At 61.1% G+C, this 314-nt stretch carries 1 pseudogene; it reads left to right on the plus strand.

Going from position 1 to position 314, the window contains the following annotated elements:
• Positions 1 to 256: pseudogene (locus tag E5162_RS14850) on the plus strand (hypothetical protein); the annotation flags it as partial.
• Positions 257 to 314: the final 58 nt, after the last annotated feature.

The following is a 314-nucleotide window of genomic DNA, read 5'->3' on the forward strand; positions in this document are numbered from 1 at the left end:
GTCGGTGCGCATGAATAATGACGGCGACATCTTTGTCGACTGGTCCGAAGGACGCAACGGCCTGTCGGGGGATGGCCAGGATAGCGTTCTCGACCTGCCCGAGGGGCTGCTCGCCCCGAGCAATTCGATCATATTCGTCGAGATGATCTACACCTACTCCACCCCGTTCAATACGCTGGAGCTGGGTGAGTTCACGCTGACCGACAAGGCTTATCTGCGCCCGCGCCGCTCGCTCTGGATCCGGCGCAGGGACTAGTCGAGCTCTGCTTCGCTCTCGCGCAGACGAGTCACGGCCCAATGGTCTACCGGATAGC

It is taken from the genome of Marinicauda pacifica, assembly GCF_004793635.1.
Lineage (GTDB): Bacteria > Pseudomonadota > Alphaproteobacteria > Caulobacterales > Maricaulaceae > Marinicauda > Marinicauda pacifica.